Source organism: Allorhodopirellula heiligendammensis (genome assembly GCF_007860105.1).
Taxonomy (GTDB): Bacteria; Planctomycetota; Planctomycetia; order Pirellulales; family Pirellulaceae; genus Rhodopirellula; species Rhodopirellula heiligendammensis.
This window is the reverse complement of the sequence record NZ_SJPU01000003.1, coordinates 943,412-969,903: the sequence shown is the minus strand read 5'-3', so window position 1 is coordinate 969,903 and position 26,492 is coordinate 943,412. Positions and strand designations below refer to the sequence as shown.

21 protein-coding genes are annotated in these 26,492 nt (G+C 56.8%); 17 read left to right on the top strand and 4 right to left on the bottom strand.

The window, feature by feature from the left end:
* Window positions 1-772: 772 nt before the first annotated feature.
* The 6 genes from Poly21_RS23540 (at window position 773) to Poly21_RS23520 (ending at window position 6,215) form a co-directional block, all read left to right on the top strand.
* Window positions 773-1,762: a fatty acid desaturase family protein gene (locus tag Poly21_RS23540; protein WP_146409442.1), complete on the top strand. Its 990-nt coding sequence runs from the start codon at window positions 773-775 to the stop codon at window positions 1,760-1,762.
* Entirely contained in the window at window positions 1,755-2,612 is an 858-nt protein-coding gene (locus tag Poly21_RS23535) for a phosphatase PAP2 family protein (RefSeq protein WP_302120325.1), read from the top strand. Before Poly21_RS23540 ends, Poly21_RS23535 begins: the two co-directional genes overlap by 8 nt.
* Window positions 2,593-3,699, top strand: a complete 1,107-nt coding sequence (locus tag Poly21_RS23530) for a DUF3419 family protein (protein ID WP_146409440.1) — start codon at window positions 2,593-2,595, stop codon at window positions 3,697-3,699. The genes Poly21_RS23535 and Poly21_RS23530 overlap by 20 nt, the downstream gene beginning before the upstream one ends.
* Complete coding sequence (locus Poly21_RS27875; protein WP_302120324.1) at window positions 3,696-4,646, top strand: hypothetical protein; 951 nt, start codon at window positions 3,696-3,698, stop codon at window positions 4,644-4,646. Before Poly21_RS23530 ends, Poly21_RS27875 begins: the two co-directional genes overlap by 4 nt.
* 2 nt (window positions 4,647-4,648) lie before the next feature.
* On the top strand, window positions 4,649-5,332 hold the full coding sequence (locus Poly21_RS23525) for an iron-containing redox enzyme family protein (protein ID WP_302120322.1): 684 nt from the start codon (window positions 4,649-4,651) through the stop codon (window positions 5,330-5,332).
* A gap of 286 nt (window positions 5,333-5,618) precedes the next feature.
* Entirely contained in the window at window positions 5,619-6,215 is a 597-nt protein-coding gene (locus Poly21_RS23520) for a hypothetical protein (protein ID WP_146409438.1), read from the top strand.
* Window positions 6,216-6,783: 568 nt separating this feature from the next.
* Here the strand turns inward: Poly21_RS23520 and Poly21_RS23515 are convergent.
* Window positions 6,784-7,797 (bottom strand): site-2 protease family protein, encoded by a 1,014-nt coding sequence (locus tag Poly21_RS23515; RefSeq protein ID WP_302120319.1) that lies wholly within the window; start codon window positions 7,795-7,797, stop codon window positions 6,784-6,786.
* Window positions 7,798-8,157: 360 nt separating this feature from the next.
* On the opposite strand from Poly21_RS23515, the gene Poly21_RS23510 reads away from it, so the two are divergent.
* The 6 genes from Poly21_RS23510 (at window position 8,158) to Poly21_RS23485 (ending at window position 15,592) form a co-directional block, all read left to right on the top strand.
* Window positions 8,158-8,820 carry a gluconolactonase gene (locus tag Poly21_RS23510; protein ID WP_302120318.1) on the top strand — a complete coding sequence of 221 codons (663 nt, stop codon included), beginning with the start codon at window positions 8,158-8,160 and terminating at the stop codon, window positions 8,818-8,820.
* A 12-nt stretch (window positions 8,821-8,832) separates the two neighbouring features.
* Window positions 8,833-10,335 (top strand): hypothetical protein, encoded by a 1,503-nt coding sequence (locus Poly21_RS23505; protein WP_146409437.1) that lies wholly within the window; start codon window positions 8,833-8,835, stop codon window positions 10,333-10,335.
* A 159-nt stretch (window positions 10,336-10,494) separates the two neighbouring features.
* The gene (locus tag Poly21_RS23500) at window positions 10,495-12,384 is read left to right on the top strand and encodes a 2-oxoacid:acceptor oxidoreductase subunit alpha (protein ID WP_146409436.1); all 1,890 of its coding nucleotides are present in this window, start codon (window positions 10,495-10,497) and stop codon (window positions 12,382-12,384) included.
* A gap of 143 nt (window positions 12,385-12,527) precedes the next feature.
* The gene (locus tag Poly21_RS23495; protein WP_146409435.1) at window positions 12,528-13,538 is read left to right on the top strand and encodes a 2-oxoacid:ferredoxin oxidoreductase subunit beta; all 1,011 of its coding nucleotides are present in this window, start codon (window positions 12,528-12,530) and stop codon (window positions 13,536-13,538) included.
* Window positions 13,539-13,621: 83 nt separating this feature from the next.
* Window positions 13,622-14,563 (top strand): cysteine synthase A, encoded by a 942-nt coding sequence (gene cysK / locus Poly21_RS23490; RefSeq protein WP_146409434.1) that lies wholly within the window; start codon window positions 13,622-13,624, stop codon window positions 14,561-14,563.
* A gap of 168 nt (window positions 14,564-14,731) precedes the next feature.
* On the top strand, window positions 14,732-15,592 hold the full coding sequence (locus tag Poly21_RS23485; RefSeq protein WP_302120315.1) for a DMT family transporter: 861 nt from the start codon (window positions 14,732-14,734) through the stop codon (window positions 15,590-15,592).
* Between the two features lie 162 nt (window positions 15,593-15,754).
* On the opposite strand, the gene Poly21_RS23480 is transcribed toward Poly21_RS23485, so the two are convergent.
* Both Poly21_RS23480 and Poly21_RS23475 read right to left on the bottom strand, forming a co-directional pair.
* Complete coding sequence (locus tag Poly21_RS23480; RefSeq protein ID WP_146409433.1) at window positions 15,755-16,567, bottom strand: hypothetical protein; 813 nt, start codon at window positions 16,565-16,567, stop codon at window positions 15,755-15,757.
* A 268-nt stretch (window positions 16,568-16,835) separates the two neighbouring features.
* Window positions 16,836-17,186 (bottom strand): hypothetical protein, encoded by a 351-nt coding sequence (locus tag Poly21_RS23475; RefSeq protein ID WP_146409432.1) that lies wholly within the window; start codon window positions 17,184-17,186, stop codon window positions 16,836-16,838.
* Between the two features lie 273 nt (window positions 17,187-17,459).
* Between Poly21_RS23475 and Poly21_RS23470 the strand changes: the two genes are divergently transcribed.
* The 4 genes from Poly21_RS23470 (at window position 17,460) to egtB (ending at window position 23,548) form a co-directional block, all read left to right on the top strand.
* A complete protein-coding gene (locus Poly21_RS23470; RefSeq protein ID WP_146409431.1) occupies window positions 17,460-19,907 on the top strand; it encodes a heavy metal translocating P-type ATPase in 2,448 nt (815 codons plus the stop codon).
* On the top strand, window positions 19,904-21,079 hold the full coding sequence (locus Poly21_RS23465) for a CynX/NimT family MFS transporter (RefSeq protein WP_146409430.1): 1,176 nt from the start codon (window positions 19,904-19,906) through the stop codon (window positions 21,077-21,079). Before Poly21_RS23470 ends, Poly21_RS23465 begins: the two co-directional genes overlap by 4 nt.
* Window positions 21,080-21,267: 188 nt before the next feature.
* Window positions 21,268-22,275, top strand: a complete 1,008-nt coding sequence (gene egtD / locus Poly21_RS23460) for an L-histidine N(alpha)-methyltransferase (RefSeq protein ID WP_302120311.1) — start codon at window positions 21,268-21,270, stop codon at window positions 22,273-22,275.
* Window positions 22,259-23,548, top strand: a complete 1,290-nt coding sequence (egtB, locus tag Poly21_RS23455; protein WP_367302567.1) for an ergothioneine biosynthesis protein EgtB — start codon at window positions 22,259-22,261, stop codon at window positions 23,546-23,548. The genes egtD and egtB overlap by 17 nt, the downstream gene beginning before the upstream one ends.
* Before the next feature lie 46 nt (window positions 23,549-23,594).
* On the opposite strand, the gene Poly21_RS23450 is transcribed toward egtB, so the two are convergent.
* Window positions 23,595-24,809 carry an alkaline phosphatase family protein gene (locus Poly21_RS23450; protein WP_146409429.1) on the bottom strand — a complete coding sequence of 405 codons (1,215 nt, stop codon included), beginning with the start codon at window positions 24,807-24,809 and terminating at the stop codon, window positions 23,595-23,597.
* 220 nt (window positions 24,810-25,029) lie between these two features.
* Between Poly21_RS23450 and Poly21_RS23445 the strand changes: the two genes are divergently transcribed.
* On the top strand, window positions 25,030-26,490 hold the full coding sequence (locus tag Poly21_RS23445) for an SLC13 family permease (protein WP_146409428.1): 1,461 nt from the start codon (window positions 25,030-25,032) through the stop codon (window positions 26,488-26,490).
* The last annotated feature ends 2 nt before the right edge of the window (window positions 26,491-26,492 follow it).

Below are 26,492 nucleotides of genomic sequence, written 5' to 3'. Positions count from 1 at the left end.
AAGCGACCTAGGGGCAAATACGATCTACGCGGCAGTGCCTCGCAACGGCTGCAGGCTGCTGCGGGGCATCAACAGTCAACATCCTGATTCAAGATGGTTGAAACTGCCAACATGAGACATACTAGGGCCCCGGTTGCGGCTAAAAACCACCGATTCTGTCTCGTGGAATTTAGCAAGACTCTTCTTACTGACACGAGTTTGGCCGCTGTAGCCGTCAAACTCCAAGCCTATGTACTCCAGCCCGTCCGCGTTTCGGAGGGATCCATTGTCGAGATTCACGCCAGCCAATCGCTTTCTCCACCGATGACGCATCGACCAATTTAAACATTCCACCTTGACCGTTCAGACAAACCAAATCCTCAACGGTCGCCTGTGCCGGTTTCGCCTCCGCTAACACTCGCGAGACGGGAATCCCGCCCAGGTCGCTTCAGACTTCCGATAAATTTGCTGCAACAGCAGCGTGTGCATTCATCGGCGATTCGTTCTTTCGTGAACGGAACTACTACAATCTCGTTCCGATTGGGAACGCGAATACAAATTGAGTGTAGTACGAACGGTCGACGCCTATGAAAAGTGGCTCAGCCAGCGGAATAGTATCTTGCCGTGAGGACACGTCATGATTTAGGCTGTACGAGGTGGACGAAAATGCCGACGACTCACGCTCACCGGATGAGTCCGACCGAAATATTTTTCCCACCGAAATATTGCAATCATTGGCAATGAGCGGGCTCTAAGCACCTATCATGACGGTTCCAATTTTCGGCGAAAAACAATGATCCCCCCCGCAATTCGGCCTGAGGAATTCTCATCACACGGTGTTGTGCTGGATGCGGGATCGTATCATCGGCTGCACCGACGGTCGCATGAATCTGCGACGCGAGCGGCGATCTTTGTCGCTTTGTACATCGCCTCAGGATGGACGATCTGGCAACTGCAGCTGACTTTCGGATCGAAGCCTGGGGAGGGGTTCTCATGGTGGGCATTGCTGGCCAGCTTGCCGCTCTACCTGGTCTGTGCGGCTTCACTTCACGGGATCAGCTTGTTCACGCACGAGGCGGTGCATGGCGTGCTGTCGACCAACCGCACCGTCAACCGTCTGCTAGGCATCGTTTGCGCATGGCCCGTCCTGCAGAACTATTCGGCCTACAAGGTCTTGCATCTGCAGCACCACAAGCACCTTGGTCACGAGGGCGATCCGGACCATTACAACAATTATAGCCGTTGGTCATGGCTAGTTTTCGCGATGCACTGGGTCCGGCTGCTGATCGGCTATCCCGTCTACATTGTGATGATCCCAATCCTGGGCTTTCGTCAGGGAAAACTCGGCGATCGACTTTGGATTTTGGCCGACGTCGGATTGTTGGCGATCTTGATTGCGACCGTATGCGCTTCACCGCTGCCATGGTCGTTGTTATTGCATGTTTGGCTGATTCCGATGTTGCTGATCAATACCATGGTCAATATCCGCGGCATGAGCCAGCACACGTTCTTGGAAAACCCCGTCGACCCGATCCAAGGAACTCGATCGATTCTCACACATCCGCTCACCGAGTTTTTCATGTGCAGCGAGAACCACCATCTCGAACATCATTTGTTTCCACGTGTGCCTTGGTACCATTTGAAAGGTCTGCATGTCGAGGTCCGCGACCAGTTGGTTGCTCGCCAAGCACCTTTTATCGATTCCTACTTCGCCTTTGTCCGCGAGTTCATTGGCAAGAGTTGGGCTCGCAGCCCTTGGGGACGGCGAGGAAAACGTGCGTGATTGCCGTCTCTTGGAACGATACGAGTTGCTGCTGGTTACGCTTGGTTTCGGTACCGCACTCGCCTTAGCGCTGCGTCTGGGTTGGTTTCACCCGGCGACGCTCCATGCATTCGTCGTGACGCTCGTTTTCTTCCTTACCTGCTGGGCGTTGCGAGAGCGGGAAAGTGACCGCATTCAGAAACTGCGATACTTGATCGGTTATGTCTTTGTGCTGTGGTTCTATCTGTCGGTCGGATCGTTCGTGGTCGCGATGCGATTGCCGACGCGTGACGCGGAGTTGTTGGCGATCGACGAGGCGATGTTTGGAGTGACACCGGCAGTCCGCATGCAATTGCTCCAGTCATTTTATCTAACCGAGCTGATGAGCGGTTTCTACTTCTCCTACTTGGTCTATCTGCATGCGGCATTGCTGTGTGTTGTTTTTCAGTCGGTGGGCCAAGCTCAGCGATTTGCCAACTGGATTTTTAGCGTGTTTGCGATCGGCTTGGCTGGCTACTTGTTGGTCCCCGCTCAAGGGCCTCAGCTCGCGTTTCCCGAATTGTTTGAGACGCCGCTTGTGGGTGGCCCAGTCACGGCGCTCAACCGCTGGGTGGTCCAACGAGGGTCCACGGTCTACGACGCATTTCCGAGCCTTCACGCGTTGATATCCTGGGCTCTGTTGGTCTTCGATTTTCGTGGGTGCCGGCGGCGTTTCGTGTGGATGGTTGTCCCGTCGTTGGGCATCGTCGTTTCCACCGTTTATCTACGTTATCACTACATGGTCGATCTCCTGGCCAGCGTCGTTGTGCTATCGTTTTGTCTGCCAGTTTTTCGTCACCAGGAGCAGCCGGATGTGGTACCCCGAGGATGAGTGTCGCGAATCCGACGACTGGGTCGCCGCAACCGCCCAGTTGCCGATTGCGTTCGCGCAGGTCCGCGAAGACCCAGCGATTGACTTGGAATTGGTCCGTCGTCTGCGGCAACCAGCACGCATTCTGATGGTGGCATCGGGTGGCGATACAGCATGTCATCTCGCAACCATGCCCCTGGGTGAATTGCACTTGGTTGACGTCAATTTGTCGCAGCTGAATTTGGCACGCTTCAAGCTTCACCTGATGCGTACAGAAACAACCCAACGGCGGCTAGAGCTACTGGGGCATCGTCCGCTGGCGGCGAATCAACGATTGCAAGCGATGCAGCTGCATTTTGCTGAATTGGAATTTCCCACTGACTCATTGGGGCCGATTGAGTTGCTAGCCCGTTACGGCGCCGATCATTGCGGCCGGTACGAGTGGTTGTTCGCGAGAATGCGAGACTTGCTCCGGAAGCAGCAGCCACAGATCGAGCGTCTGATGCATTTGGACGATCCGATCGAGCAATCACGCTTGATCGAAGATGGCACCGAACTTGCCTCCGCAATTCAGGACGCGTTCGTGCAAGTCATGGATTTGCAGCGATTGATTCAGATATTTGGAGAAGGAGCCACCGCGAATCGAGCCCAGTCGTTTGCCGGACACTTCTTTCGGCAGACGCGTGATGTGCTGCGCCGTCAGGCGGCGAGTAAGAACCCATTTTTGCACCAGATATTCCTTGGATCGTTCCTCAACTCGCTGTGGGAGTGGCATCCCGAGTCGCCAAACACGGAAACTTCAAAAATTTGCTTCACTCACGCTGCGATGGATCGGGTGCTGGCAGAACTTCCCGATCGATCCTACGACTTCGTTCATCTCTCAAACATTCTTGACTGGTGCGATCCAGCTGACGCCAACAAGATGCTTGTTGATGCACGGCGCTGTCTTGCGATCAATGGATTGGTTGTGATTCGGCAATTAAATTCACGGCTGGATATCCGCAAGATGCCAAGCGGATTCAAGTGGCTGGGTCATGATTCTGATCGGTTGCATCAACTCGATCGCAGTTTCTTTTACCGACATCTCCATGTAGGTCAAAAAACATGAATGTCGTGCATGCCTTGAAGGAAGCGCCATCAGCCGAACTCGCGTCGGCGCTGCGTACGTTTGAATCCGAGTTTCGATACCCGCTTGGCGAGAGCGAATGGTTCCGGATCTCGCATGGAGATGACTACACGCAATTCTTTCGTGCCATCGGTGATACTCGCTGCTTCGTTGCGGTCCGGGACGGAGCCGTGGGTGGAGTGATCAGCATCGCCCGATGCGGGTTGCGAATCCAAGGTGGCGATCGAATCGAAGCCGCCTACATCGCGGACCTAAAATTACGCCAACCACCGGTCGGTCGCACTTTGCTGGGCCTGTTGCGAGAAGCGGTGCAGTGGGGTCGCGGGGGCGCGAGCAAGGCCGGATTCTCGATCGTGATGGACGGCACCAATCGACGGCCGACTTCCTATACCGGACGCTTAGGTATTCCCACGTATGGTGAATTAGCAAGACTGACGATATTGCGGATTCCTGCTCTCAGCACCGCTCCCGAGTCTGGCGTGAGAGACTCACCACTGGACGAAGTTCAGCGGTGTTTTGAAGAGTTGACAGATCGCGGAATTGCGATTCTTGGTGGTGATCCTTTTCTGCGCAGCGCATGGCAACCTCGCGGGCTCTTACTATCCAACGGTCGCGCATGCGGAGTCCTGGAAGATACCTTTCGCTGCAAGCGGCTGTTTGACCAGGATGGAAACGAAATGCTTTCGGCTCACCTCTCTTTGTTCGGCTACCAATCCACCGAGGACGCGGTAAGCCTGTTAAAGTTTGCGACTAACCAATGCCACTTGCGAGGATTGCCAGCGATGTTCGTTGCGGTCCCACGCGCCGACAGCGATTCGATCGTCCGCAGACTAGGGAGTGCAAACGATATCGTTACCGCCCCGGCAACCATCTTCGGGACCGGTCTGCCCGATTCACTGGATTGGTACGTCAACACAGCAGAAATCTAAACATGAATGATACGACGAACGAGTCACCTGTAGCCTTGGTCGAGCGAGCGTCGGCGATCGTTACCGCATCGGGCATCTTGGAGAACCCCTACTTTCGTGCCCTACGATCGGGCGAAATGACGTTGCCTGTTTTCTTGAAGAGTCAACAACAGTTCTATTTTGCCGTCGACTACTTCTCACGACCGATGTCGGCGCTAGTCATGCGAATGGACTGTCCACGTCGTCGGTTGAGTATCCTGGAAAACATTGTCGAGGAGCATGGTGGCTTTGAACCGAATCGCTTTCACGAGACTACCTTTCGCGCCTTCTTAGAACAACTCAGCCCATCGGCAGGTTCTCGCGACATCGAAATGAGACCGCCTGTGCATGCATTCAACACTGCGATCATGAGTGCGTGCAGTCAGGGAGAACTGGCCGTTGGAATCGCGTGCCTGGGAGTAATCGAATATGCCTTTGCCGAGATCTCGTCGGCAATCGGGCAAGCGGTGATTGATCGAGGCTGGGTACCCGAAGGCAAACTAGTTCACTACAGCGTGCATGCTGAGTTAGACAAAAAACACGCTGCGGAATTTTTTGAGTTGCTCGTCACCGAGTGGGCCGACGCGAAGACGCGAAGAAGTATCGAGCAAGGACTTCAACTCGGCGTCTATCTGTTCGATCGTCTGTACCGAGACCTGACGAATTGATGGGTTTGATTCGAACCTCGAACGCCACTGAAGCAAATAATCAAACGGTGAATCGGAGTAACTTCGCGAGGTTGCTTCGACAGTGCGATTTCGAAGTCACGACAACCATCGCGTTTATGATTACTATTGCGTCGTCGTCGCGAGCAACCAACAGCAGTAGATGGCGATACCGTAGACCGGAGACGCGTCTCGATTGTCTTGGTAATGGCCAACTTTTTTGACACGCCCCGGTGACGCCAACTGCTCAGCCAAGGTTTTGTTACACTGACAGGTGATGAGGTCCAGAATGACACGTCTTAAATTCACACTACTGCTGATTTTCTCCACGCTCACGAGCTTTGCTTCTGAGCTACCCGCCCAGAATCCGACGCCAGCGTCGATCGCCCGGCAGCGATTCAATCAGGTGTTCGTCAAAGTGATCATGCCGGTCACCCTTCGTACTCCGAAGCAGGATGGCCCCGCCGTCGAGTCCTGGGTTGCAGAGCGACTCAGTGAGTTGGGCGAATCGGAGTATTTCGCTGTCACGGACTGGGTCCCTGTATGTGACGGGCTGTTGGCCGACGATGACGTCGACAACCACGTCTGGAGTGGTAGCCTTGTCGGCAAGAACGCCAGCGCCTTTTGCCCGGTCGGCGGCGACCTTCCCGAACGCAAAGATGGCCGCGTGATGATTCTCGTCGGTGGCTGGGATCCAGGCGGAGGACATGAGACAAAGGTCACACTGGTGGACGAACCTGGCACTCGAGCCGTGGAGCCGGTGCTGCCTTATTCCGCCCACGGAAAAAGCAAGGCGATTCCAGGTCAAAAGCCGCTGGCTTATGTGGCCATCCTGATTGGGCCGCCACCTCGCGCGAGCGTCACGCTGGACAGTAAAAACGAATAGAAACAAACCTATGCTGAACCGGCGCCCCCGATGGCGTGATTTGTGAAGCCATGTTTTTTCAACGGCTGGGATGGTTCACCCGATATCGTGGCATGTGGCGTCGTCCGACGCGACAATGATCAAGGGCAACGAAACAGGCTACCAATTGAGCAACGGGTCGCTATTCCACCTAGCTTGGAATGGCGAGGCTACACAACTCCCATTTGCGGGTCTTCAACTGACGTAAGAGCAAGAGTACGGAGCCGATCTTCAAAAGTATTCTGACGAACGCAATCCAATCTCAGACCCTGTGAGAGATTAATAGGTCCATCCGGATTGAGTGCGGGTTTCGCAGCGATGAGCCAAGTTTGTGGGATTTTGGAAGGTCGCGATGGCGTCCGAATATTTGTCACACTGATGTCAACCGATGAGGCCTGGTGTGCGAAAGAGTTGAAAGTAAACTGCTTGAGGAATCCTTAACAGGATTTCTTGATATCGAATCTGATGCCGCGGTTGATGGAATGCTCGATCGGGTGTCAGGGTCAAACGGTTGCCTCCGAGTCTCGGAGAGACTCGGCTACTCATTCGCTTAACCAACGCCGTCCGACAAATCGCGACTCAGGAGGATCGAGTAGCCACCGAGCACTCCCAGGACGATCGCGCCGACGTAGACGAACCAGATTGCCAGTGTCGCCGCCAATCCTGGCGGACGGACGATCAGGGACTCATAGATCTGCACAATCAGTCCCGCTCGATTGGTCAAAGGCATCGTGTGGAGAGCAGTGGTCTGCATGGCGTCGTCGAGCAGTCCGATCGCCTCGTCGGGGATCTCGTGACGTTCGGGCTGCGGTAGTGGTCGATCGCGTAGTCGCTGGATGAGCGAGGAAACTCGAAACGTTGTTGGCAGGGAAATCATCAACGGGATTGCAATGATCAAGACCACCGGGCTGCCTGTGAAGATTGCAAACGCGAACATCAGGCCGATGCCTGCGAGTCTCGCGACCAGTTCCAAGACTGGTGAACGGCTCAATAGCGTCAGATGTACGATCCAACCACCATCGAGCGGCATGATTGGCAACAGGTTGAGTACGTTCAATAGCAGACCCATCGCGGCCAGCTCAAACATCCAGTTCTGCTCGGTTATCAACCCGGCGGCGAGCAGGGGCAATGCGAGCACAATCCCTGGGACTGGGCCCGCTAAATAGACGAGGGCCTTCTTCCACGGCGAAATGTTGAAATGCCGACCGCTGACCGCAGCGCCGAGAAAGGGCACAAAGAACATCTTCACGTTGCGGTAACCAAACGACCGCATCGCAATGTAGTGCCCGGCTTCGTGGAACAGCAGCACGATCACGATCATGGTCACCATCCACGCATCCCACCACGCCACCCCCACGGCGATGAATACGGCCAGGGAAACGATCAGTGTGAGAAGTTTGGCAACGCCTGCGGTCGATTTGTTTTCGATCGCCCGCACCGCCGCGATCAGTTTCCGGTCACCTGACACCTCGGTGGCACCGCCGACCACGCTCTCGTCATGATTGACGATTGGCAAGGCAGTCGACGGCCGCAAGATCGGGAGGATGTCGTCGGAAGAGTTCATCCCTCCAAGCTACCAACCGACTGCGTCTCCCGCCACTAAACCCGCCGCAGTAGATGGACGTCTGCGAAATGAGCGGTCATTTCAAAATTGATCCCGAAGCCTGTGGCCACGCTCGTTATGTTCCGGTGAGGTCGCGCTCTTGCCAGAGTGATTTGGTCCCCGCTGGAAAGCTAGCTGGAAACTCGATGTCGGACGCTGCCCGTTTGCCAGACGGGTGAAAAACCTGTTACACCACCCGCACTGCGGCGCTGCTCGACCTCCGCAGACAACGATGTGATACTGTCGGCAATGATGTGATACTATTATTGACGACTGCGGACGTATGTTTTCCGCAACCAGCCCCACGACCGAGGTTAAAAAATGAGTTTGACGTTGTCTCGCCGCACATCGCTGTTGTCGGCCGCCTGTTGCTGTGGCATCACCGCTGGTGTGCTGCTGTCATTTCAATCAGTGTGCGCGGCCCCACCGGCCGCTACCGCCGACGAGGTCGACACCCAGCCGTCTGCCGCGCCGACGACAAAAATCGAAATTTTTGGTGCTGGCACGCTGGTCGTACCGGCCGAGTTCAAACCGGCGAAAAAGGCCAACAATATCATTGACCACGAATTCGCCGTCAGCGTGGGGGAGGGGGCTGACGTGCAAACGGCACGCGTGACGATGATGCCGGCCAGCGGCGGCGTGAAGGCGAATATCGAGCGCTGGATCGGCCAATTCAGCGGTACGGCAAAGAAGGTTGTCCCCACCGAGGAAACGGTCAGTGGGAAGTGGGACGTTTATGTAGTGAAAATCTCCGGTGATTATTCCGAGCGGATGGGAGGCGGCCCGTTCGCAGGTGGGCGATTTGTCAAACGGTCCGATTACGCCATGATGGGAGCGATCCTCATCGAGCCGGACCAGGATTCCCCTGAGCAGCCCGAATTCGCCCACCGCCGCGAGTACTTCGTCAAGATGATCGGCCCCGAGTCGGTAATCGACGCCCATGGCAAGGCGTTTAAGAAAATGGTCAATTCCGTCGGTCAATAATCAACTACGCGTGTGAATACTCAATCCTTTCTCGATCACCACGGTATCGTCCGCAACCCTTTTGCTGAGGAGGATGCGCAAACCGACCCGGTGTTCAAGCAGCACTGCATCCGCAACGCCTACCACCCCGCGTGGGACAAGGTCTACGGTGACCCGACGGAACCGGCGACCGCAATTATTTTCGGCCCCAAAGGGTCTGGAAAAACCGCGATGCGGCTGCAGATCGATCAACATTTGGTTCAGTTCAACGCGGAGCACCCCGGCGACCGCGACTACATCATTCGCTACGACGACTTCAATCCATTCCTGGATCATTTCTGCGAGCGACTGGGCAAACGGGCTGCGCGCAAGCCGGAAAAAGCGCTCGATGCGTGGCGGCTGTGGGATCACATGGATGCGATCATGTGTCTCGGCGTGACCGAATTGATTGACCAGGTGCTGTCCGACGCGGATCGCTCACGGAAAGACGATGGCAACCGGATTGATCCCGAACGGGTCAAGCAGCTCGACCGCAACGATGCTCGCGATTTGCTGTTGTTGGCAGCATGCTACGATCAGTCGACAACGTCCACGTTCACCGGTCGGTTCGCGCAACTTCGTCAACGTCTGGGATTCAGTAATTGGACCGCATCGATTGATTTTTACTTTGCGGTGGCATGGTCCATCCTGGTCACGATTGTGATTGGCACGTTGTTCTGGAACTCGGCCGATGAGGAGGGTATCCGGACTTGGAATCTGCTGTGGTTGATCCCCATTTTGATCTTTTTCGGCAAATTGCCGTACGTCATCCGCCTGGTGAAGAACCATTTGGCCGCCGCCGGGATTCATCGGCACATGCGGGTGGGCAAGCGGGAGACTGCCGCCGTTCGGAAGGTCTTGATGCAGTTCCCTGGCCGGGAACTCGAGAGTCAGCCGATGCCTCGTTACGATCGCACCGACGATCGCTACGAGTTACTGCGGAAATTCCAGGGCGTGCTCTCCCGACTGGGCTTTGACGGCATGATCGTGCTGATGGACCGCGTGGACGAACCGCACATGACGGGTGGCAAGCCTGAATTGATGCGACGTTTCGTGTGGCCGCTGCTCGACAATAAATTGCTCAAGCACCCTGGGCTGGGCTTCAAAATGATGTTGCCCGAGGAGCTGTATCGCGATACCGAGCGTGAAACTCGCGAATTCCACGAGCGGGCACGACTGGACAAACAGAATGTGATCCCCGCGTTTCAGTGGACTGGTGAATCGCTTTACGATCTGACTCGTGCACGGATGAGCGCCTGTGCCGCTGAGGGCGAAACGCCCGAGCCGCGTGATCTATTTGAAGATTCGCTTTCATACGAGAAGATGCTGGTGGCGTTTGAATCGCTTCGTGTGCCACGGCATCTGTTCCGTTTTCTCTACCGGGTGGTGTCCGAGCACTGCAATCGATTCACCGATTCGGAACCGCAATTCAAGATTGAAAAATCCACCTTCGAGACGGTGTTAGCGGTTTACACGCGAGAAATGACGCGTGAATGAACGTTGACCATTCCCAGAAATCGGTAGAAAAGATACGATTAGGGTGATTTTGACGCGCCCTATCGATCGATAGAATCGCTAAAGTCGATGCCATGATGCCTTCTCAGCGGATTGCGGCACCGTCGTTTCTCCAATCAGCTTCCTTTACCCCGCCCTCCCATGATCGACTCCAGCACTCCCCCGGCCACCACCAAGACGATCGAAACCGTTGCGGGCATTACCGTTCGCTTGTGCGGCGACTCGGGTGACGGGATGCAGTTGCTCGGCACCCAGTTAACCAACACTTCGGCGTTGGCGGGCAATGACGTGGCGACTTTCCCCGACTTCCCTGCCGAAATCCGCGCCCCGCGCGGAACTCGCGCAGGTGTGTCGGGTTTCCAGGTACAGTTCGCCAGCCGCGAAATCTTCACCCCTGGTGATACTCTCGACGCGCTCGTCGTGATGAACCCTGCCGCTATGGTCACCAATATTGGTGATCTGCGCAAAGGCGGAATCCTGATTGCCAACGAAGACGGATTCAACGACAAGGAATACAAACTCGCCAAAGTCGAGAGCAATCCGCTCGAAGCCGATGTGATCGAGCAGTCCTACCGCGTCGTTCGCGTCGCGATGACCAAGCTGACCCGGGACGCCGTCAGTGAGTTTGGGTTGAGCACGAAGTTTGCCGATCGCTGCAAGAACTTCTTCGCCATGGGACTTGTGTACTGGCTATTCGGTCGTTCACTCGACCCCACGCTGCGTTTCATCGAAGAGAAGTTTTCGAAGAAGCCCGACATCATGAACGCCAACATTGCGGCCCTGCGGGCTGGTTGGGCCTATGGCGAAACAACAGAGGTCTTCGGGGAAAGCTATCAAGTCGAAGCGGCGAAGCTCACACCTGGCACGTACCGCAACATCATGGGCAACCAAGCCCTGGCGTGGGGTTTAATTGCCGCCTCATCCATCAGCAAGAAGGAATTGTTCTATGGAACCTACCCGATCACGCCCGCTTCGGACATTTTGCACGAACTGACTCGCTACAAGAACTTTGGGGTGCGAACGTTCCAAGCCGAGGACGAAATCGCAGCGATCGGTGCCACGATTGGCGCTGCCTTTGGTGGTTCGATGGCGGTGACGGCGAGCAGCGGCCCCGGGATCGCGCTCAAGGGAGAAGCGATGGGGTTGGGCATCATGCTCGAATTGCCCATGATTATTATCAACGTGCAGCGTGGTGGCCCCAGCACCGGTTTGCCGACCAAGACCGAGCAGAGTGACCTGTTGCAGGCCATGTACGGTCGCAACGGTGAAGCACCGATGCCCATTCTCGCTCCCCGCTCGCCTGGCGATTGCTTTGCGATGGCCGTCGAGGCATGGCGGATTGCCGTGGAGTGCATGGTCCCGGTGATGGTGCTCTCGGACGGTTATATTGCCAACGGCAGCGAACCGTGGAAGATCCCCGAAATCAGCGAGCTGCCGGAGATCCAGTGTTCCCATCCCACCGCGAGCGAGTCCGGGGAAACCTTCCTGCCCTACGCTCGCAACGAGCATCTAGCGCGTCCGTGGGCCATTCCGGGCACACCTGAGTTGATGCACCGCGTCGGTGGGCTGGAGAAGGAAGACGGCACCGGTAACGTGTCGTACGATCCTGACAACCACCAGCACATGACCAATACCCGTGCGGCTAAGGTCGCTAAGATCGCTGAGCGAATCCCTCAACAGGAAGTCTTTGGCGAAACCTCCGGCGACGTCCTCGTCGTTTCCTGGGGTGGTACTTACGGTGCTTGCTTGACCGCCGTGGCTCGCTGCCGCGATGCGGGGCACGACGTCAGCCACGCACACATTCAGTACATGAATCCAATGCCAGCAAACATTGGCAAGTTGCTCAGTTCATTCCGCACCGTGCTCGTGCCCGAACTCAACACAGGGCAACTCCGCATGCTATTGCGTGCGGAATACCTGGTCGATTGCATCGGCATCAACAAGGTCCAAGGCAAACCGTTCTCGGTTTCTGAACTGGTCGACGAAATCACCCACCACGCTGCGACGCGTCGTCAGGTCAAAGCCGGATAGCCATTCGATTCGAACGGCGACACCGATGTCCATGACACCGAGTCGTGGTCCGCAATCGGATACCTCTTGAGCCGGGTTTCACTCGACTCGCAGCCCACCCTCACCCAACTCACTTCAAAGCCCATATCCCTCTGGCTTTCCCCATGAATCTACCCGTTCTCAAAGCTGCCGATTTCGCCTCCGACCAAGACGTCCGTTGGTGCCCGGGGTGTGGCGACTACTCGATCCTCGCGCAGATGAAGAAAATCCTGCCGGAACTTGGGTATCCACGCGAGAAGACAGTCTTCATCAGCGGGATCGGCTGCAGCAGCCGATTCCCGTACTACATGAACACCTATGGGATGCACAGCATTCACGGTCGCGCACCGACGTTCGCCACGGGCCTGAAATCGACTCGCCCCGAGCTGATGGTGTGGGTCATTACCGGCGACGGCGACGCTTTGTCGATCGGCGGTAACCACTTCATTCACTGCTTGCGTCGCAACCTCGACATCAACATCGTGCTGTTTAACAACCGCATCTATGGCTTGACCAAGGGGCAGTACAGCCCCACGAGTGTCGAGGGTCAGGTTACTAAGAGCACACCCATGGGCGCGATCGATCATCCGCTCAGCCCACTCTCGGTAGCCCTCGCCGCCGAAGCGACGTTCGTAGCGCGCAGTATCGATGCTCACGTCAAGCATCTCGGTGAGACGCTGAAGGCCGCCGCGGCTCACAAGGGCACCTCCCTCGTTGAGGTTTATCAGAACTGCAACGTATTCAACGATGGTGCGATGGCTTATGCACAGGAAAAGAAACAGCGAGTGGAGAACGTCGTCGAACTCGAACACGGCAAGCCGTTGATTTTTGGTGCCAACGGGGAGAAAGGCGTCCGCATGACGGGCAGCCGCTTGGAAGTTGTCGATACCGCCGATGTGCCCACCGACGATCTTTTGATTCATGACGCACACGAACCCAATCCGGCTATCCAGATGATGCTCGCTCGAATGCGATATCCGGAAATGCCTGAACCGATCGGTGTGCTGCGCTGCGTTGAGGGTATCGCGACTTACAATGACCAAATCAACGAACAGGTTACCGCTGCAAAAGCCAAGAAGGGTGAAGGTGACCTGAACGATCTGTTCCACTCGGGCGATACCTGGCAAGTCGCCTAGCGGTTTGCTGTTGACCGAGTAGCCCGGCCCGTTCGGCGAGGGATGGGTTTCCAGACTGAAAATTTGACTTAAAGGATTAGATCATGGCTCGTGGAAAATCTTATAACAGTATCGCCCGTAGCATCGGTGATACCCCGATGGTGCAAATCAATCGTTTGGTTCCCAACGGTGGTGCGACCGTGTTTGCGAAGTGTGAGTTTTTTCAACCGCTCAATAGCGTCAAGGACCGCATCGGTGTTTCGATGATTGAAGCGGGCGAGCGCGACGGCAAGATCAATTCGGAAACCCACATTGTTGAAGCGACCAGCGGCAATACCGGCATCGCGTTGGCCTTCGTGTGTGCAGCGAAGGGCTACAAGCTCACCCTGACGATGCCCGAGTCCATGTCCGTCGAACGGCGGGCACTACTGCGTGCGATGGGCGCCAATTTGGTGCTCACGCCTGCTGGCGACGGCATGAACGGAGCGATCGCGACAGCGCAAAGTCTCGTCGACAAGACCGACAATTCGTTCATGCCTCAGCAGTTTGAAAACCCAGCCAACCCAGCGATTCACGAAGCCACCACGGGCCCAGAAATTTGGGAAGATAGCGGCCATCAAATCGATGCCATTGTGGCGGGCGTGGGTACCGGGGGCACGATCACCGGGGTGGCTCGCTACCTCAAAAAAATGAATCCGGACTTCAAGGCGATCGCTGTCGAACCGACCCACTCGGCCGTAATCAGTGGCGGATCCCCTGGCAAGCATCGAATCCAAGGTCTCGGTGCCGGCTTCATCCCCAAGAATTTGGACACGTCGCTCATCGATGATGTTGTCTTGATCGATGACGAAGACGCCTTTGCCTGGGGTAGAAGGTTGGCAAAGGAAGAGGGCATCGTTGCGGGGATCAGCAGCGGGGCTAATATGTACGCCGCGGCCCAAGTGGCGGCACGTCCCGAGATGAAAGGCAAACGGATCGTCACGGTCATGTGCAGCCTGGGCGAACGCTACCTCAGCACGCCTCTGTTTGGCGATCTCGGACTGTAAGCGGATCAGCAACCGCGTCGAGAACACCATTGCAACCTCGTTGAACCGCGTGCCTATTGTGCCGCGTTTCGCTGTCTCACGCGGGGCGATGACCACGCATTTTCATAAAACAACTTACGCGCGCGTGCTTACTTGGAAGACCACGGTGAACCACGCGACTATCTGAAGTTGCACTTTCTGGTCTTCCTGTGGGGCTTTACCGGGGTGCTGGGCGAGTTGATCGATCTACCATCGGTCGAACTCGTGTTCTATCGCTGCCTCCTGGCATCGGTCACCCTTAGCGTCATCCTCCGCCACAAACTTCGTGTGCCGATCGGCCGGGCCGTCGCCATGTTCGCCACCGGCGGCATTATAGGGCTGCACTGGGTGCTGTTCTTTTTAGCGGTCAAGATCGCCAATGTCTCGGTGTGCATGGTGGGTGCCGCAACGATTTCGTTGTGGACGGCGCTGCTCGAACCGGTGATGGTCCCGGGGCGGGTGCTCAAACGCATGGACCTCGCCTTCGGGGCACTCGTCATCGCTGCAGTCGCGATTATCTTTCAAAGTGAAATGCAGTACGCCGTGGGATTCCTCGTGGCGATTGCGGCGGCTATCGCTGCGGCGGTGTTCTCGATCATCAACGGTGCATTCGCCAAACATACACCGCACCGCGTGATCGCTTGGTACGAGTTGACGGGCGCGTGTGTATTCTGCGCACTTTGCCTGCCGATTTCAGCACGTTGGCTGAGTGAAGGACGCGGGCTGGACCTTGTGCCGGGGCCCATGGATTGGGTCTGGCTGGTGGTGCTAGCGGAAGTATGCACGGTCTACGCCTACAGCGAATACGTGTCGTTGCTAAAGCGTTTATCGGTGTTCACAACCAACTTTGCCAATAACTTGGAACCCGTTTATGGAATCATCCTAGGCGGACTGATACTCGGAGACTATCACCATCTCGGTGCTGGTTTCTATCTCGGCGCGGCGCTGATTGCTGTGCTGGTGTTGGCCCACACGCGGATGTCACGCCGCAAGCGATTGACGATCGGTTGATGACTCCTCCCAGCAACTGACGACAGCGATAGCGCCGTTTGCAGAATGCCTCTGCACGTCGTATTGATAGAATCACCTCCTTCTCCTCATACGCAATTTCGGGAGGGTCGGACCATGATCAGAAGATGGTTACCCGCATGCGTTTTCAATGCTAGGAAATCCCTACAGCCTGCGTGGTCGATAGAGGTCTAACTCAGCCCGTCCGGCTAGTTGCGAGTAGATCTCAGCGATCTTTCGCCAACCGGCCCGCAGCTCGTCAGCCGCTTCTGTCTGGCCGGTGGATTCAATGCGATAAAAGTAGTCGGCTGGCAATTCAAAATCGAGCCGCAGGGACTCGAGAGGAAGATCGGCAACGATAACGCATTCGCACTGAAGCTGACGAGAGGTATTCTCGCCAATGGCTTCACCACTCAGGGTCAGCAAGAAATCCGGTGGGATGTCGCTATCGTCTTCCTCCGCCTGAGGCGCATCGCCAATTTCGTCGTCATCCTCGTCAGTCACGCCGACCAGTTCGATTGAATCCACGAAGGTGTTGGCGAAGCATCGGCCGCGTAACAGATCGGTCTCCAGCACCGATTGCAAACCGTCTTCGATCCACTGCCGCATCGTGATGGGCAAAACCAATGCGGCATCCTCCCGCTGCGCCATGATCGCTTCGATGGCCAGCGGTGAAAGACTTTGGTCGGGCAGCATCGGCATCGCGTCGTCCCAGCGAGAGGCAATCGATTGATCGCCGAGCCAGTGACGCGCAAACCAATCGCGGTCGAATGTCGGACCGATGCGAGGGTGCTTGATGTCAGCCGTAAAGGCCCAAGCATCTACACCGGCGACCAACGTGACGTTGTAGCCGAGGTATCGACCATACAACGCAGCTTCAATCCCGACAGGCGTCGTCCCGATCACAACGATCGTGCCCGGCGGATCGAGCGTAGGCAAGTCAGCGGCAGTAAAATCGGAGGCCATGACGTCGTTCATGATGGTGCGTGCGGGGTTCTAAAAGGCGCCGCTGGTTATACCGCACCGGTGCTGGATTTAGAACCGACGCGGAGAAATCGCGACTCAGATTGCCTGGAAACGTGACATCTGTTTCCCGATCCATTCCGATTGCGTCCGCCAAGCCTGCGCCCCACCTGTCTACACCGTTGCGCCCACCATCAGCCTCGGAGGGCACGATGCCCTCGTATAGCCTCGTACAGCCAGGGATTTAGCCTGACAGCGTTCTCGTGGACGGCGAGCTGCCCCATTAGAAATGGTGCCGACCGAGGATGTGGACGCCGTTGATATCCAAGTGGATACCACTACCCGAGCGGTAGCCGGGATAGTATCCGGAACGATACCCCGAACCGTAGCCGTACGGTCGGGCCCCATAGCCTGAGCGATATCGGTAACTCGGCGCGTAGGATGGGAAGCCGTACCGATAACCGCTGCCGTGCCCATAGCCGCCACGGTAATGACTGCTGTGGTTACCATGGTGCCCGTGGCTACTCGGGTGGCCGTGTCCGCCGTGATGGCGGTCGGCGGCCGACACACTGGAAGCGGGGGCAAGAAAACTGAAGGATACCGCCAAGGCGGCGACTGCGAGCATGCGTTTCATCGGATTGTCCTGCGGGGGGTAAAACGATTGGCGAAAGTATTCCGCCACCGAAATAAATAGTTAAGCACACGTCGTGCCAATCGTTAAACCTTGGTATTCCCAGCCGAAAACGATGTACTGCGAAGTCAAATCGACTACACCAGCGCAGTCACTTGGACAACACTTGCCTTTTTCTGAGGTGCTCGTCGCAGCTGGGAGTGGAATCGCAGGCTATAACTGGCGACCATCGGCAGGCCTTTTCGAACCGACGTCAGCACAAACGGCTTCAATCGCATGGAAAAAATACAGATCACGGTCAGCTCGGTAGTGCCCGGCATCGACGATCCCACCGATGCGTGCTGCGCCCGCTTTGAGCGTCTGGTTCATACACGCGACGGGATCGACAGGGTCCACGTCACCGCCAGTGAGGATGGGTCGGCAGGTCAGTTCTGCATTCACTACGACCCGTCACAGATATCTCTGTCAGAGGTGCGCGAGTTGGCCCGGCGGACAGGTGCTCAACTCGACCTGAGGTATGGTCACTTCAACACTCGCATAGAGTCCATGGCCGCCAGTCGCGCGTCCGCGATTACGTCGCGTTTATCACGTATTGAGGGGGTCCTCGAGGCAGTGGTTTCGCCTGACGGAGCGGTCCGGGTGGAGTATGATCGGCAACGGGCTGATGAAGCGAAAATTGCTGAGGCGTTGAATGACTGGACGTCTCATGTGGCAACCGCCGCGCCTGGTCAACATGGTGGCGGACATGACCATGCTCACTGTCATGGCCATCACGGTGGCATCTTCGGCCCGCGCAGCGAATTGATCTTCGCGATTCTCTGCGGAGTGTTTTTACTGGTGGGCTGGCTGTTGGCTACATTCGCATCGGCCGACCACCGGATTGCGATTGCGTGTTACGTCGCGGCGTACTTTTGCGGCGGTTACTACACGACACGCGAAGCGATTGAGAAGATTCGATCGGGCAAGTTTGAGATTGATTTCTTAATGATTGTGGCCGCAGCGGGGGCGGCGTCATTGGGCGCGTGGGCGGAGGGATCGTTGCTCCTGTTTCTATTCAGCATTGGTCATTCACTCGAGGGCTACGCGATGGGCCGAGCCAAGCGGGCGATTGAGGCGCTCTCAGAGATTGCCCCCTCGACTGCGCGGGTGCGGCGCAATGGCTCTGACATCGAGATCAGCGTGGATGATTTGGTCGTTGGCGACATCGTCGTCGTCCAGCCGGATGAGCGAGTTGCCGCCGACGGCTTCGTCATTGGGGGTGAAACCAGCATTGATCAGGCACCGATTACCGGCGAGAGTGTGCCGGTGGACAAATATCCTGTCGGCGACACCGTTGCGGCGGCGGCTGATCCGGAATCGCTCGCTGCGGAACATCGCGTGTTCGCGGGCACGATCAACCAAGCCGGTGCGATCGAGATCGAAGTCACCAAGCTCGCCGCCGACAACGCGTTGGCGCGTGTCGTTACGATGGTCCGTGAAGCGGAAACGCGGGTTTCGCCAACGCAGAAGTTCACTAAAAAGTTTGAACTCTACTTCGTCCCGACGGTGATCACGGTTGTGATCCTGCTGCTGTTCGCCCCGCTGGTGATCGAGGAACCGTTCCACGATTCGTTTTACCGAGCCATGGCAGTGTTAGTAGCGGCGAGTCCGTGTGCACTGGCAATCTCGACTCCGAGCGCCGTCCTGAGCGGGATCGGCAGGGCGGCTCGAGGCGGTATCCTCATCAAGGGCGGTGGGCCGTTGGAGAGTCTCGGCGGCCTGGACTCGATCGCCTTTGATAAAACAGGAACCTTGACCACAGGCAAGCCGAAGGTCACAGACGTTCGAGTCGCCCCAGGCGTCGACGAATCCGAGCTCCTGCAAATCGCTGTCGCCGTCGAGAGTTTGAGTAAACATCCACTCGCCAAAGCCGTCGTGCGGGGTGCGACGGAGCGACTGGCGTCGATCTCAAACGGGACCGAACGGGAGCATTTGCCAGCGACCGATCTGACCAGTCTCACCGGCCGTGGTCTGCGAGCGGTCGTCCGGGGCGAACTCATCCATATCGGCAACGCGAAACTATTCGCGGAAGTCGAGGGAGCGGCATTGCCCGAGTCGGTCCGCGCACTTGACGAGTCGTTGCAACGCGACGGCCGCACCACCATGATCATTCGCGCCGGTGAGCGATATCTCGGCGTGATTGGACTGATGGATACGCCTCGCGATGTCGCTGCGAAAACGATATCCAAGCTAAGAGATCTCGGCATCAAGCACATGATCATGATCTCAGGTGACAACCAACGCGTTGCCGATGCGATCGCCGGTCAGGTGGGACTCGACGAGGCCCGCGGCGACCTAATGCCTGGGGACAAGGTCAGTGAAATCCTGAAGCTACAGAGCGCTGGCGGCGTAGCCATGGTGGGTGACGGCGTGAACGACGCGCCCGCGATGGCTGCCGCAGCGGTCGGGATCGCCATGGGTGCGGCAGGCAGCGACGTCGCCTTGGAAACCGCAGATGTAGCTTTGATGGCAGACAACCTCGCGCACCTGCCACTGGCCATCGGCCTCAGCCGGGCGACCCGCCGCATTATCCGGCAAAACCTTTGGATGAGCCTCGGCATGGTCGTCTTCCTCGTTCCCGCAACCATTCTTGGTCTCGACATCGGGCCTGCCGTAATACTTCATGAAGGCAGCACCTTGGTAGTCGTTCTCAATGCATTACGACTACTGGCCTATCGCGAATGACCTCCACGCGACTCGAAAAATTTTTGTTGCTCGCAGGCATTCTGCTCATCGGCGTCAATCTTCGACCGGCCCTCGCCAGCGTGGGGCCGCTTGTTGATGATATCCGCCTGGCGACCGGTCTGACCAATTCGATGGTCGGGCTGCTGACAACGCTGCCGCTGATTGCCTTCGGGGTGATCTCACCGGTGACGCCACTGTTCACACGTCGGTTCGGCATGGGCGGCACGTTACTTGGCGCGATGGGCTTGCTAGCCCTCGGCACGGCCTTGCGTGCGATTGCTTCAGTACCCGCGTTGTATTTAGGGACGATCTTAGCGGGCATCGCAATCGCGTTTGGCAATGTACTGCTGCCCAGTCTCGCCAAACGCAACTTTGCAGCTCATTCCGGATTGATCACCAGTCTTTATTCGAGTGCGATGGGACTCGGCGCGTCACTCGCAGCAGGCCTAAGCGTGCCACTGGCGACTCACCTCGAACTGGGATGGCGGGGAGCACTTGGGTTTTGGGCAATTCCCGCGCTGATCGCGTTTGTGGTGTGGCTTCCCCAGCTCAGCAGACTGCGAAGATCGGAACCGAAACGCAGCTTTCTACAGGCCATACGAGACTTGGGAACCTCCACGCTGGCGTGGAAGGTCGCGCTTTTCATGGGATTGCAGTCACTCACGTTTTATATCGTCCTGGCTTGGTTGCCTGCCATTGTCATGGATCGTGGATTTGACGCGACATTTTCTGGCTGGATGTTGTCATTATCGCAAGCCACCGGGGTTCTCGGGTCGCTGACCATCCCGATCCTCGCTGGGCGAGCCACGGATCAACGCGGCATCGTCGTGGCCTTGGCGGTCCTTGAGCTCACAGGACTCGGCGGACTTCTCGTCGCCCCGGGCACCTCGATCATTCTGTGGGTATCGATCATCGGATTCGTGTTGGGTGGCTCGTTCGGACTGGCGTTATTGTTTCTGGTCGTTCGTTCCAAAGACGCCGAGACCGCTGCGGAGCTCTCGGGGATGGCCCAGTCCATTGGTTATCTGGTTGCGGCGACGGGCCCCACTCTGTTTGGCAGCCTCTTTGATTTCACCGGTTCTTGGACGATCCCATTACTCTGTTTATTCATGACCACGTTCGTCAAGCTGTACGTGGGTATCGGAGCTGGATCACCCGCAACCGTCGACTGAGACCAATGGGAATGCGATTTGCTGTCCAATGGGATTGCGATTCGCAGACTTCCTGCATGCAGGAAGTGCGTAGGCAGGCAGCGAACGCTCCTCTCCGCCGGCGGAACGCTAATCGGAGCCACGGTGCTGTTTAATCCAGCCCCCTGTTTACTCCAGCCCTCCGCTTCCCCGAATGGAAATTGGTCTTGATGCCCACAAATCCCCCCACTGCGGAACATTTGCAAAAGCCTGATGGTGATATGGGAAATGCTTCCCTGCGAGACGACGTTTTTCTCGCCGACGTCCTAGCAGGCTTGTCACAAACACCGAAACGTTTGAGTTCGAAGTATCTTTACGATGAGCGTGGGTCGGCCCTGTTTGATCAGATCTGTGAGCTTCCCGAATACTACCCAACTCGAACAGAACTGGCGATCATGGAGTCGAACGCGGTGGCAATCACACGCGAGATCGGCCCGCACGCCAACGTCGTTGAACTCGGTAGCGGCAGCAGCGTAAAGACACGACTGCTGTTAGATCATCTCGATCAACCGCGTTCCTACATACCGATCGATATCTCCGAGGATCATGTGCTGGCCACAGCGCAGCAACTGCGGAGCGAATATCCTGAAATCGAAATCAATCCGATCATCGATGATTTCTGCGCTGCTCTGGAGAATTCCGAGCGATTCCCGGGCGATCAAGTGTGTGTCTATTTCCCCGGTTCAACGATTGGCAACTTCCCGCCGCACGATGCTCAACGGCTACTCCATAAAATCAGTGACTGCTGCGGAGTCTGCGGTGGACTGCTAATCGGATTTGATCTGCAAAAGGACATCGCAGTTTTGGAAGCCGCCTATAACGACGCCGCAGGCATCACTGCCGAATTCAGCCTGAACCTACTCGATCGCATGAATCGGGAAGCAGGGGCTAACTTTGATACGGGTCAGTTCCGCCACGTGGCGTTTTACAACGCGACCGCCGAACGCATCGAAATCTTTCTCGAGAGTGAATGCGACCAGATTGTCCGGATCGACGAGATCGAGATTTCGTTCGAGAAGGGCGAGCGGATTCATACCGAGTATTCTCACAAATATACGATCGCGGGTTTCACCCAGATGGCTTCGCACGCGGGACTGGCTGTGCGACGGGTCTGGTCAGATGATCAGAGCTACTTCGCAATCATGTACTTGGAGAACCGTAATGCCGATGCAAACTGATTTAAATCATCGCACGTCTGCCTCCGTCCCGACGCCATCGCTGGGGGCCTACTACCAGCGAATCCGCTCGCTGAGCGAGCGGATTGCCGCGCCACTTTCAGCGGAAGATTGCTCGGTCCAGTCCATGCCAGATGCCAGTCCAACGAAGTGGCACCTCGCCCACACGACCTGGTTCTTCGAAACATTTTTGCTGAAACAGCGAAGTGGCTATGAAGCGTTCGACCAGCGGTATGAGTCGTTGTTCAACTCATACTACAACAGCGTTGGTCATGCCTTTCCCCGTGACAGACGCGGTCAGATCTCGCGTCCCAGTTTGGACGAAGTATGGATGTACCGCCGCCACGTCGATCGCCTCGTTCTCGATTGGCTTGAAGCAAACGAACTCACCGAGTACCAACGTGAGGTGCTGGTTCTGGGGTTGAATCATGAGCAGCAGCACCAGGAATTGATGTTCACCGACATCAAACATGTGCTGTTCAGCAATCCAGATCTCCCCGCCTATCAGTCGTCATCTGACGCTGCGGACACCGCGGAGGCGACGCCAATGCAATGGCGTACGGAGCGCGAAACCATCACCGATATTGGTCACGACGCATCTCGCACTGCGTTCGCCTATGACAACGAGGGGCCGCGTCATCGCGAGTTGATTCATCGGCATCAAATCGGATCTCGCTGTGTCACCAACGGTGAGTATTTGGAATTCATACGGGACGGTGGTTATCAAAATCCAATGCTCTGGCTATCGCTAGGTTGGGACGCCGTCAACCGCAATGGTTGGCAGGCCCCATTGTATTGGCTATCGCTTGAGGATCGCTATGACCAATTTACGCTTGCAGGGCGCATTCCCTTGCGATTGGACGATCCGGTCTGTCACGTCAGCTACTTCGAAGCCGACGCATTTGCCCGCTGGTCGGGAAAGCGGCTGCCCACAGAATTCGAATGGGAGTTTGCAGCGCGGGACGCTTCGCCGGGGAACGCACTGGCAGATCGGCTGCTCGCTAGCAACCACGTGATTCACCCATACCAGCAAGCAATCAGCGATTGGCTAGGCAACGTATGGGAGTGGACCTCGAGCCAGTACCAAGCCTATCCCGGATACGCACCGGCGGCAGGGGCGTTAGGTGAATACAACGGGAAATTCATGTGCAATCAATTTGTTTTGCGAGGCGGTTCTTGCGCGACCTCGTCAGATCACATTCGCGTGACGTATCGCAATTTCTTTCCACCGGAAACCCGTTGGCAGTTCAGCGGCATTCGGTTGGCGGATCATTGAGCGAGCACACCTTCACGAGACCGTCGTGCGCGGCCCACGCCATCTCTCACTCCTGTTTCGCTAGACCTGGCACGCAGGGCAGGGGCTTTGCGACCGCTGGGTTAGACTCGGTAAAGTCGTACCCCAACACTGCAGCGACGGTAGCGGCAATTTGCGACTGCGTGAGCTGGAGGTGGCCCGCGTGTCCTGGTTGAATTCCAGGCCCCATCGCGGCGGCCCAGATAACATCACAGCCTGGGATCGAGGTGCTATGGGATTTCCAAGACGTGCGGTCGTCCCCTCGACCATGGTCCGACGTGATGATCAGAGTCGTATTATCTCGATAACCATCCATCGTCTGAATCGTTTCCCACAACTGGCGAATGTAATCATCGTTGCGTTGAGCCGACTCCAAATATAGATCGTAGCGTCCTTCATGCGCCCAATCATCCGTCTCACCGAAGGAGACGTACATCACGCGAGGGCGCTGCGTCTGGAGGTAGACCTGGGCGGCTTTGAAGGTGAAGTAGTCGTAGCGCACACTGCTCCATAAATGCGGAATCTCCGCCGCCAGTGCATCGAGTCGCTGCAGTTCAGCATGCGCGTGCTGATCGGCGGGGTCGCCTGCGGGGATGATATCAGCCACTGGTGCCCAGCCCGCATTGACGAGTACGCCGCTGCGTTTGTCATTGATGATAAAAGGAAACACGTCCCACGAACAAAACGCAGCGACCCGACCGTGAAGGTCAGTTTGAGAATCGAGCCACTCCAACACCGTGACATTTTCATTGTACTCCTTCGCGTTGGAATCGATCGCTGGATCGGCTCGCCCACACAGCAGTTCACTGTAGCCGGGGTAGGAAAAGTGCCGATTGTTCGTGACACGAACGGAGGACTCTTGCGCGGGATCGCCATACAGGACACCCTCTGCCGCCACGTTGGACCACAGGAACGGCATGAGTTTCTCGCGAGCGGCAACCGGGTCCTCGACGACAAACCGCTCTTGCGTTTCGCGGATATTTTTGGCGCCGGCCTCCGTCGAGACCAAGCGACGATCAGCACCGCGAAAGACATCCTGCCAACGCATGCCATCGAGCGTTACGAGCAACACATTGCGATCCGATTTTCGCTCGGTGTCGACCGCTGAAGACGCCGATGAGGCCGATGAGGGCGATTGAGCCATCGCCGCCAGCCCGCAGCCCAACATGCTCAATCCGATCCAGCAGCGAATGAAGTTTAGAAAGTGCAGTCGAGTGTAGGTCATTGTTACTTTGGCTATCATGTTGGGCGAGATCACTGAGATGGTTTGGTGTTAGCGCCAGAACCCGCAATTTCCGTCTCCTGTGTTCACCCTCCCCGAGGGATGGTGAAATCTGGTCTAACCACCGGATTAAACTTACGAGCTCTGGCTTTCGCTTCGTGCCGGCCTGAACGATCTCCGTTGACCGACCGACCATTCTAGCCGCAGTCGTTTCCCCGATGTTGCCAACCAGATTCACTTCATGAACGCAGCGATTTCACGATGGATGTTACCAGGAGGTCCGGTGCTCGCGATTCTCGTTGCAGTCGTTTGCTACTGCGGAGGGTTGCCTCCCCAAGCATCTGCCTGTGCAGGCGTTGCCATTATCTGCGCGGTGTGGTGGATCTTTGAATGCCTGTCACTCGCGGTGGTGGGCTTGGTGCCGTTTGTGTTGTTGCCTCTGCTGGGTGTCGTCGGACATCAGGAGATCGCCTCATCTTACGGTCACACCGTCATCCTACTGCTACTCGGTGGGTTTCTATTGTCCGCAGCGATGGAACGTAGCGGTGCGCACCGCCGTATCGCGATCGCAATGGTGCGATTAGTCGGCGGATCCAGCGGAAAACGTTTGGTTCTGGGCTTCATGTTGGCAACGGCAGGGCTGTCAATGTGGATCAGCAATTCAGCGACCGCACTGATGATGCTTCCGATCGCGATGGCAGTGCTACAGCAATCCAGTGACCCGCGTCTGCGCACACCGCTGCTGCTAGGAATCGCCTATTCGGCGAGCGTGGGTGGGATGGCGACACCGATAGGTACACCGCCGAATGTCGTCTTCATGGGGCAATTCTACGAACGGACCGGACAGGAGATGCCCTTTGCGACATGGATGTCCATCGGCCTACCCATCACGTTGATCTTGCTACCGATCATCTGGTGGTGGTTGACGCGAGGAGTAGGCGAGATGAAGCCCATTGCGATGCCGTCGATCGGTCCCATGCAGAGCAATGAGCGGCGCGTCCTGGTGATTTTTTTCGTTACGGCGTTATTATGGATTTTTCGCGCCGGACCGCTGGGCGGATGGTCCGCACTGCTGCCCACCGACAGGGCGATGGTGGGCGACTCGACGGTCGCACTCGCCGCGTCCCTCATGATGTTTCTTTGTCCAAGCGGTCGGCGGCGAGACGAGCATATTGAGTCGCTGCCGTCGAACGGAGCCGCCGATCAACCACCCGCCGCGGTGGACCACCGGTGTGAGCGACTGCTCGACTGGGAAACAGCTGCCAAGATTCCGTGGGGAATTTTGGTGATGTTCGGTGGCGGGATGGCATTGGCTAGCGGGTTTCAGAACTCCGGGCTGAGTGCCGCGATTGGAAACCAATTGACCTTCATGGCTGGAGCGCCAACCTGGGTGATCATCATAGCCGTATGCTGCTTGGTAACATTCATGACCGAGATCACCAGCAGTACGGCGACGGCAATGCTGCTGCTGCCGATTCTGGGTGAACTCGCGATGCAACTTGAATTGCCGCCTGCCGTGTTGATGGTACCGGGCACGATCAGTTGTTCGTGCGCGTTCATGCTGCCTGTCGCGACGCCACCCAACGCGATTGTTTTTGGTGCAGGAGGAATCAGCACCGAAGAAATGGCCCGCACGGGGCTGGTACTCAACTTGATCGCTGCCGTGGTGATCACGGGGATGTGCATCGGGCTGATGTCGTAGCG